The sequence below is a fragment of the Bradyrhizobium sp. Mp27 genome (assembly GCF_029953005.1).
GTDB classification, from domain to species: domain Bacteria; phylum Pseudomonadota; class Alphaproteobacteria; order Rhizobiales; family Xanthobacteraceae; genus Bradyrhizobium; species Bradyrhizobium barranii.
This window is the reverse complement of the sequence record NZ_JASAUS010000111.1, coordinates 21542-28015: the sequence shown is the minus strand read 5'-3', so window position 1 is coordinate 28015 and position 6474 is coordinate 21542. Positions and strand designations below refer to the sequence as shown.

The window sequence follows — 6474 nt, the reverse complement described above, 5'->3', positions numbered from 1 at the left end:
GTAGTCTCGGTCATGGCGTATCGCTCTCCTCGAGAGGTTCTGGCAGGCTCGTCACCCGCCTCGATACGCCGCCTTCCTCACACCGTCATCACCCAGATTCCGCCATAGCTCACATCTAAAACAGCTGCAGTCCAGCCTTCTGGAACGGCGGCGAGTACCAGGGTCGGCGCCTGGCTCGGCTTAGCCAACGCAATCCATATCTCAGTTTTTGCGTCGTCCGAGGCTACCTCAACGACAGTAAAACTGTTGCCGAACGGCTCCGCCATCCACCCCTAATTCCACAGCTCGCTACTCGTTTCTACTTGCGCAGATAAGAAACCGCAGCATGGCCGATTGGCCTGTTGAGTGAGAGTAGCCCCGTTGAACTAATCGGGCCTTCGATGATCCTAATAGAAAAGACCATCGGAAATGCCCACCGTGCCCCACCAGAACGAGCGCGTAGAACTCGCGATGAAGATTCTGGAGTGTCGCCAAAAATTGCGGCGAGTTGGCTGGGATTTAGAGCAAGCCGAACGCCTGCGCGCCGAGATGGACCGTCTAGAACGCAAGCTCCGCGAGATCGACGAGTAACGTCGCTCCGCACCACCGTAGCTCGTCTAACGCTAGCCGGAAGCACCGCCTCCCTGGCCTCGTTTTTCCGTTCGGCCGGGCTCCAGCGCCGTCGACAACTACAACCCCAGCGACCTTTCGCTGACGTGAGTGCCAGTCTCAGCCTGACGGGCGCGCCGGAGAAGGGCATCTTTCTCGACCCCCGGAGGCATCGCCTTAGCCCGCTCCCGCAGTTCCGCGGCTTGCTCAACCAGACGTTCTTCAGCAGATTGAATTTGTTCGAAGCGGCGGCGGATTTTTCGCATGGGGTTCTCCGTGCAGTTCCAGCCCGGCAGGAATCAAATCTTGCGGGCTGGTTTAGGTTCCTCGGGCTATTTTCCACTCAGCGCAGCGGCGATCTTACCGCCGATGGCCTCAACCGCGCGGCGGGCTGCCTCGTCGGCCAGGTGAGCGTATCGGTTTGTCGTACTCGGATCGGCGTGACCGAGCAGGGTGCCGATCACCGGGAGGCCCATCTGGTCACCGATCCCGACGCTGGCAAAACTGTGCCGCAGATCGTGGATCCTGACACCGGTCACGCCAGCCCGCTTGCAAATGGCTGCCCATGGGCGCTTCAGGTCCGCGCGCGGTTTCTCATTCTTGGTACCGGCCGATTCTCCAGCGATGACGAAAGCACCCAGCTTGGTCAGGCCCTTGATGATGTCGATTGCCGCAGCCGGTAGATAGATCGTCTTTCTGCCAGTCTTCGAGTCGGGCAACCGCAACACACCGCGATCCAGATCAGCTTCGTCCCAGCGCAAGTGCAGGATCTCCCGCAAGCGCGCGCCGGTCAGCATAAGAATCCGGATTGCGGCGGTGGCGTAGGGCGACATTTTCACAAGCTGCCCGACAGGCGCGTGCTTGGCGTCACCGGCCTCAACAGGCAGGCCAACGGTCTCCGCCTCTATCATGGCGTTGCCAATCGCCAGTAGCTCGGCGGTCGTTAAATAGCGCTCGCGGCCTTCCTCTTCGTTCAGCTTCGCGCCGGAGGCAGGGTTCGTACCTTCCGGCACGTGGCCATGCCGCGATCCCCAACCGTACGCCGCGGACACCAGCTTGATTGCCCGGTTAGCGGATATGCGGGCTTCGCGCGTCATTAGAGAGTGCGCGCGTTGTACATCAACTCGGGTCAGCACCACTGCCTTAGTCGAGCCCATCCGAGGCTTGACGTGCTTCTTTAGGAGCATGCGGTAAAGGCCCGCGGTGGACGCTTTTTTGTGCTCGGCGACGTATTCCTCGATGTATTTCGAGACCAATTCCTCAACCGTTAGGCTGGCCCGCTCGTCGCTCCGATTTTGGGCAAGGTCTTTCCCCAATGCGGCGTTCGCGATCGCCTTGCGGGCCGCCTCGCGGGCCTCATTGGCCTTCAGGGTGCCGACCCGGCCCAACTTCAATCGCTTCTTGCTGCCGCCGGCTACGGGGCGGAATTCGGCGAAGTAGGTGCCGGTGCCCGTGGTGGTGCGGTAGAGACCGAAGCCCGCAAGATCGTCGTCGAAATAGTAGGTCGTCTTGTTGGGAACCGCAGACTTCATGAGCGCCGCTACGCTATCGGTCGAAATCCTGATCGTTGCCATGCCCCACCAAATTTATAGCCAGTATGTAGCCAGCAGTCTGGCTATTGGCTCGGAAAAGGCAAGTGGTCATTGGTTGGATTACGTTTGATTTACAGCGACTTGTTGCGCGCCATCCAACGTCAGGAATGGCTATAAATCAGGTCGTTTATAACTGGGAGACTAGGGGTCGGAGGTTCAAATCCTCTCGCTCCGACCATTTTTTCCAACTCATCGGTGGATTGACCGTCGGCGTGGAGCCTGCTCCCGCGGCGTGACGCATGCGCGACGATCAGTAGCGGGTGGCTGCTTCTGGGGGCGGTAAATCAAAATGCCGAAAACAACCCCATGCACAGTAGCGAAACCATTGGCGAATGACGTTTTTCCGAAGCGATTTGACGCGTCGGGCAAAACAGGAGCAAAACAGGAGCATGATGTCATCATGCCGGCCTGTGCGACGGGGGAATATTCACGACAGCTGCTTGAATGCATTGCGTCGCAGGGACTTGGGAGGCGCGACGTCCGGAGCGGAGTTGTTTTCTCCCCGCGCTCTGGCGGCAAGCAAGTAGCGTCCGCGCCGCGCGAGTTTCACGGTAGTCAACCTCCCGGTTGCGAAGGCGCTCGGCCTGGTGCTTCCAACTTCCGTTCTGAGCCGCGCAGACGAGGTGATTGAATGACATCTTGCTGAAGATGAAGTTCACCAGACCTCAAGTCTTGCGTCGGGGTTGCTAGGATGGGTCGGTAGCCCGCTGCCCTTGGCGAGGTCGCGGTCCAGTTTAAACGGTTTGGTAAGAATGGAGTCTTGATATTGGGACGGGCTTGGGGACTCACGGGGTCCCTTAGATGGAGCGTTCAGCGCGATCCAAACGAAAAGTAAGTCGAAAGCGCTGGGTTGTTTGCTACGGTAATTTTTCTATTGAATGTCGAGACGAAGATGGCGCGAAGAATTTGGCAGCCAAGCTGCGTAAGCGCCGATACCGTGTCACAGCCCGGACAGCCGATGGCGTCTCACCTTCGTGGCGAGTAGAGCCAGACGAAATCGACGAGTGGATATCTTCACCCACGCGCCCTAGTCGCTCGCCGCGGGTTCGGCCTACGAAGAATCGATGATTTGCGAAACACTCGAGTTGGATCGAGGCTTCAGCACGTTGGTTTCGCCCGCGTCTAGTTCAACTTCGGACACACTCTAGCCCCGATTTGGCTGCTGGAATGCTGGCTCTCGCGACTCATCTGGAGTTGCAGCCAACTTGGGTCGAGATTGGTTCCGCAGGAGGAACGAGCGCTCCTGCAGCTATCCAGCGATCGGTCTTGCGTGTGATCCATCGCAAGGCCTGTGAAGGCCCCAGTCTTCCCCATTGGCTGGGGCCTTCCTTTTGCGCCAGATCACAAAAATGTTGGCATCGCGGCGTCTGAGGAACGACTCTCCAAGGGAGAGATTGAAAAATCGGTCTGTGGCGAATCTTGACCCCCGCAAGGTCTCGCCATCCACCCGGAACGGTCCCACCGTCCGACGCGCGTTTGGCGATGGGCCGGTTTTCGTAGTATTCACTCAACTCCCGCCGCCTCACAAAGTCGGCGGGGTTTTGAGCTAGCCGTCTTGGCATCGGACTCCGAAGTTGTCGCAGGTGCGAGCGAAGGCTTCTGTAGCATTTGCGTCTTCAAAGCAAAAAAGTGTGCCGACGTCGGCACGATCGATCCACCAGTCGACCTTGTTCGCCTTCGCAATGCGGGAAGCCTCTCCGCGCAGTAGGTCGAGCTGTCTTCCGGCAGCATGGACTATCAGGCAATTTTTCTTGGGCATATGTTTTGTCCTCAATAGGAAAGCTGAATTGATCGCCATTAAAAATGGAAAACTCATGGCCATGGGCTCGGCTCAATGCAGCCCGCAGATAAATCAACTGCCTAGCAGGATGCCCGCTCTCCCGCGTAGAGCTGGCATGAGGCGCCGTTTTCGCAAACTACCTCAAATATCCCACCACCATCCGCGTCGTCTCGTCCACCAGCGTCCGCACCATCTTCTCCGACAGCATCTCGGCCGGGTTCAGCACCGTGTTGTGCGCGACTGCCTCGATCGCACTGACGCACATGAAGGCGGCCAGTCCGGGATCGATCCTACGCATTTCCTTGCGGTGGCTTTCGAGATAGGCGCGGACGAGGCCGTGGACCTCGTGATTGAAGGCTTCGACCTCGGCGAGCCGGCCGGAGCGTGGAATCTGCTCGGCGAGGACGCGGTGCAGGTCCGGGTCGATGTGATGGGCCTCGATCGCGACGGTGACGAGGCGGCGCACGGCCCTTTCGATCGGCATGTCCGCGACCTCGACGAACGCGGCGCGAACGATTTTCATGATCTCGTCGTTGTGGCGATCGATGACAGCGACAACCAGCGCCTCCTTGCTGGGAAAATACTGGTAGAGCGAGCCGACGCTGACGCCAGCGATTTCGGCGATGCGGTTGGTGCTTGTTTTCTCGAAACCTTCGCGGACCAGAATGCGAGCGGTTGCCTCGACCAGCGCGTCGACGGTGGCGCGCGATCGCTGCTGGGAGGCATTTTTCCGGGGTTTTGTCGGCGGTTTGCGGGCCACGGCCTTGTGATCTGAATGCGAGTAGGAAAAGCGAGTGAATGCTCGCATTATATCCGCGAGTGGCGGCGGGTCGGCAAGCCTCTTTGTCGCCGTGTCGAAAGAGCCAGATGGGGATGTGGCCATGAGCGTTGCCAGGATCGTGTCGGCCTTGCAGTTCTGCCCGGGTGGCTGCGTGTTCGGCCCACCGACCCGGCGCGATCCCGCGCCAAGCTTGCAAAGCCGCGCCTTCAACCTGCTGCTGCGGCAGCTTCCGTACAAGCAACAGCTCGCGTCCGCCGAGGCCGTGCAGGAGCATGTCCAGAAGCTCGCCTTGCAGCCGGTCTCGTTCGAGCCGCCGAATCTGGGCCGCGGCGTCGAGGTGACATTGACCAAGATGGGCGGATGGCCGGTCTATTACACCGCGCCGTCGTCGGGACATGAGGGCTGCAACTACGTCATGTTCCTGCATGGCGGCGGCTACATCAACGAGATCGTGCCGGCGCATTGGCGCTTCGTCGGCGAGATGACGCGCAAGGCGCGCGCCTCGTGCGTCGTGCCGATCTATCCGCTGGCGCCGCGCGCGACCGCGAAGGATGTCGTGCCGGCGACGGCAGAGCTGCTGCGCATGTTGCTGGAAGACGCAGGGTCCGCAAAGGTCACGGTGGTCTGCAACTCCGCCGGCGCAGGGCTCGCGCTTGCGGCCTGCCAGTGGCTGCGCGATCGCGGGCATCGGCAGCCGGGCCGGCTGATGCTGATCTCGCCCGCGGCCGATGCCTCGGTCAGCCGCCCGGAGCAGGTCGAGATCGCAGGCCGCGATCCGATCCAGGACATTCCGGGTATACTTGAGGCGGGGCGGCTCTATGCCGGCGAGCTCGATATCGGCCATCCCTTCGTCAGCCCGCTCAACGGTGCCTTCCGTTCGCTCGCGCCGATGACGATCTTCTCGGGTACCCGCGATCTGCTCTATCCCGACAGCGTCGATCTCGCGGAGCGCGCGAGGGCGGCGGGCGTGCCGGTCGAGCTGCATCTGCTCCGTGATCAGCCGCACAATTTCGCGCTGATGCCGACGCCGGAAGGGCGACAGGCGCGTGCGATCATTCTGCGTGCAGTGGCTTAAAGGGAAGGCGTGATCGTCGTCACAGGGGCGCGCCGCCGCAATGGGGCCTGGCGCTAGTGGGCCCGCGCGGAGAGACCAGGCTACCTCCGGGGCGTTTCCTCATCCGTAGTCTTGCGGGGCCTTAGGCGTGGCCCTTGATCTCGTAGTGACCCGGCACGCATTTGTAGCGCTCGAGGCGCCAATTGGCGTGATAGATCGGATGCTCGCCCATCCATTTGGCAAGTGGGGCCTGTGCGCCGATCGCGCACTGCATCATCGACATCTCGGGCGTCATGTTGCTGTCGGTCACGATTTCCTCGATGCAACTGCCTGAGCTGGCTGCGCTCAGCCGGCAGAGCACGGCAACCACGGTCACGAACATTCCTGTCACCTCATAGGTAGTTTCAGACCACGAAGAGGATGCAAGCGGAGTGCCAGAGCCTGTGACACAAACAACACGCTGACCTGGCCGACTCGACCCAGCGTCCAACCTCATTTGATGATTCGGATTGTAAAAAAATTGCCCCTAAACCGAAGCCGGGCAAATACGGGGAACCCCCAGGAAAAAGGGCGAGGAAAGATCGCATGAGCGATTGTGGGGGCAGCGCCGCGCGAAGCGCCCCTTCACAAGGCCCGCGCAGCCGATAGGCTCGAAAGCGGCCGGATACTCGTCAAGAGA

8 protein-coding genes are annotated in these 6474 nt (G+C 60.5%); 2 read left to right on the top strand and 6 right to left on the bottom strand.

Annotated elements, in window-relative coordinates; all coding sequences use genetic code 11:
• Positions 1–77 precede the first annotated feature (77 nt).
• Positions 78–266 (bottom strand): hypothetical protein, encoded by a 189-nt coding sequence (locus QJT78_RS36845; RefSeq protein ID WP_281460454.1) that lies wholly within the window; start codon positions 264–266, stop codon positions 78–80.
• A gap of 142 nt (positions 267–408) precedes the next feature.
• Between QJT78_RS36845 and QJT78_RS36840 the strand changes: the two genes are divergently transcribed.
• Positions 409–570, top strand: coding sequence for a hypothetical protein (locus tag QJT78_RS36840; RefSeq protein ID WP_157790218.1), 162 nt, complete (start codon positions 409–411; stop codon positions 568–570).
• Between the two features lie 98 nt (positions 571–668).
• Here QJT78_RS36840 and QJT78_RS36835 read toward each other — a convergent pair whose 3' ends face one another.
• From QJT78_RS36835 to QJT78_RS36820, 4 genes are all read right to left on the bottom strand, one after another.
• A complete protein-coding gene (locus QJT78_RS36835) occupies positions 669–854 on the bottom strand; it encodes a hypothetical protein (protein ID WP_028152632.1) in 186 nt (61 codons plus the stop codon).
• 66 nt (positions 855–920) lie between these two features.
• Positions 921–2162 (bottom strand): site-specific integrase, encoded by a 1242-nt coding sequence (locus tag QJT78_RS36830; RefSeq protein WP_038953071.1) that lies wholly within the window; start codon positions 2160–2162, stop codon positions 921–923.
• A gap of 1564 nt (positions 2163–3726) precedes the next feature.
• Positions 3727–4002: a hypothetical protein gene (locus QJT78_RS36825; RefSeq protein WP_240537714.1), complete on the bottom strand. Its 276-nt coding sequence runs from the start codon at positions 4000–4002 to the stop codon at positions 3727–3729.
• Between the two features lie 94 nt (positions 4003–4096).
• On the bottom strand, positions 4097–4720 hold the full coding sequence (locus QJT78_RS36820; protein WP_028152630.1) for a TetR/AcrR family transcriptional regulator: 624 nt from the start codon (positions 4718–4720) through the stop codon (positions 4097–4099).
• Between the two features lie 121 nt (positions 4721–4841).
• Here QJT78_RS36820 and QJT78_RS36815 point away from each other — a divergent pair, with 121 nt between their 5' ends.
• Positions 4842–5816, top strand: a complete 975-nt coding sequence (locus tag QJT78_RS36815; RefSeq protein ID WP_038944651.1) for an alpha/beta hydrolase fold domain-containing protein — start codon at positions 4842–4844, stop codon at positions 5814–5816.
• Between the two features lie 121 nt (positions 5817–5937).
• Here QJT78_RS36815 and QJT78_RS36810 read toward each other — a convergent pair whose 3' ends face one another.
• Complete coding sequence (locus QJT78_RS36810; protein ID WP_028152628.1) at positions 5938–6177, bottom strand: hypothetical protein; 240 nt, start codon at positions 6175–6177, stop codon at positions 5938–5940.
• Positions 6178–6474 lie beyond the last annotated feature (297 nt).

Bases quoted from the DNA above. Each gene is read 5' to 3' on its own strand.
- QJT78_RS36830 (WP_038953071.1), bottom strand. From the start codon at position 2,162: ATGGCAACGATCAGGATTTCGACCGATAGCGTAGCGGCGCTCATGAAG.
- QJT78_RS36835 (WP_028152632.1), bottom strand. From the start codon at position 854: ATGCGAAAAATCCGCCGCCGCTTCGAACAAATTCAATCTGCTGAAGAA.
- QJT78_RS36840 (WP_157790218.1), top strand. From the start codon at position 409: ATGCCCACCGTGCCCCACCAGAACGAGCGCGTAGAACTCGCGATGAAG.
- QJT78_RS36825 (WP_240537714.1), bottom strand. From the start codon at position 4,002: ATGGCCATGAGTTTTCCATTTTTAATGGCGATCAATTCAGCTTTCCTA.
- QJT78_RS36845 (WP_281460454.1), bottom strand. From the start codon at position 266: ATGGCGGAGCCGTTCGGCAACAGTTTTACTGTCGTTGAGGTAGCCTCG.
- QJT78_RS36815 (WP_038944651.1), top strand. From the start codon at position 4,842: ATGAGCGTTGCCAGGATCGTGTCGGCCTTGCAGTTCTGCCCGGGTGGC.
- QJT78_RS36810 (WP_028152628.1), bottom strand. From the start codon at position 6,177: ATGTTCGTGACCGTGGTTGCCGTGCTCTGCCGGCTGAGCGCAGCCAGC.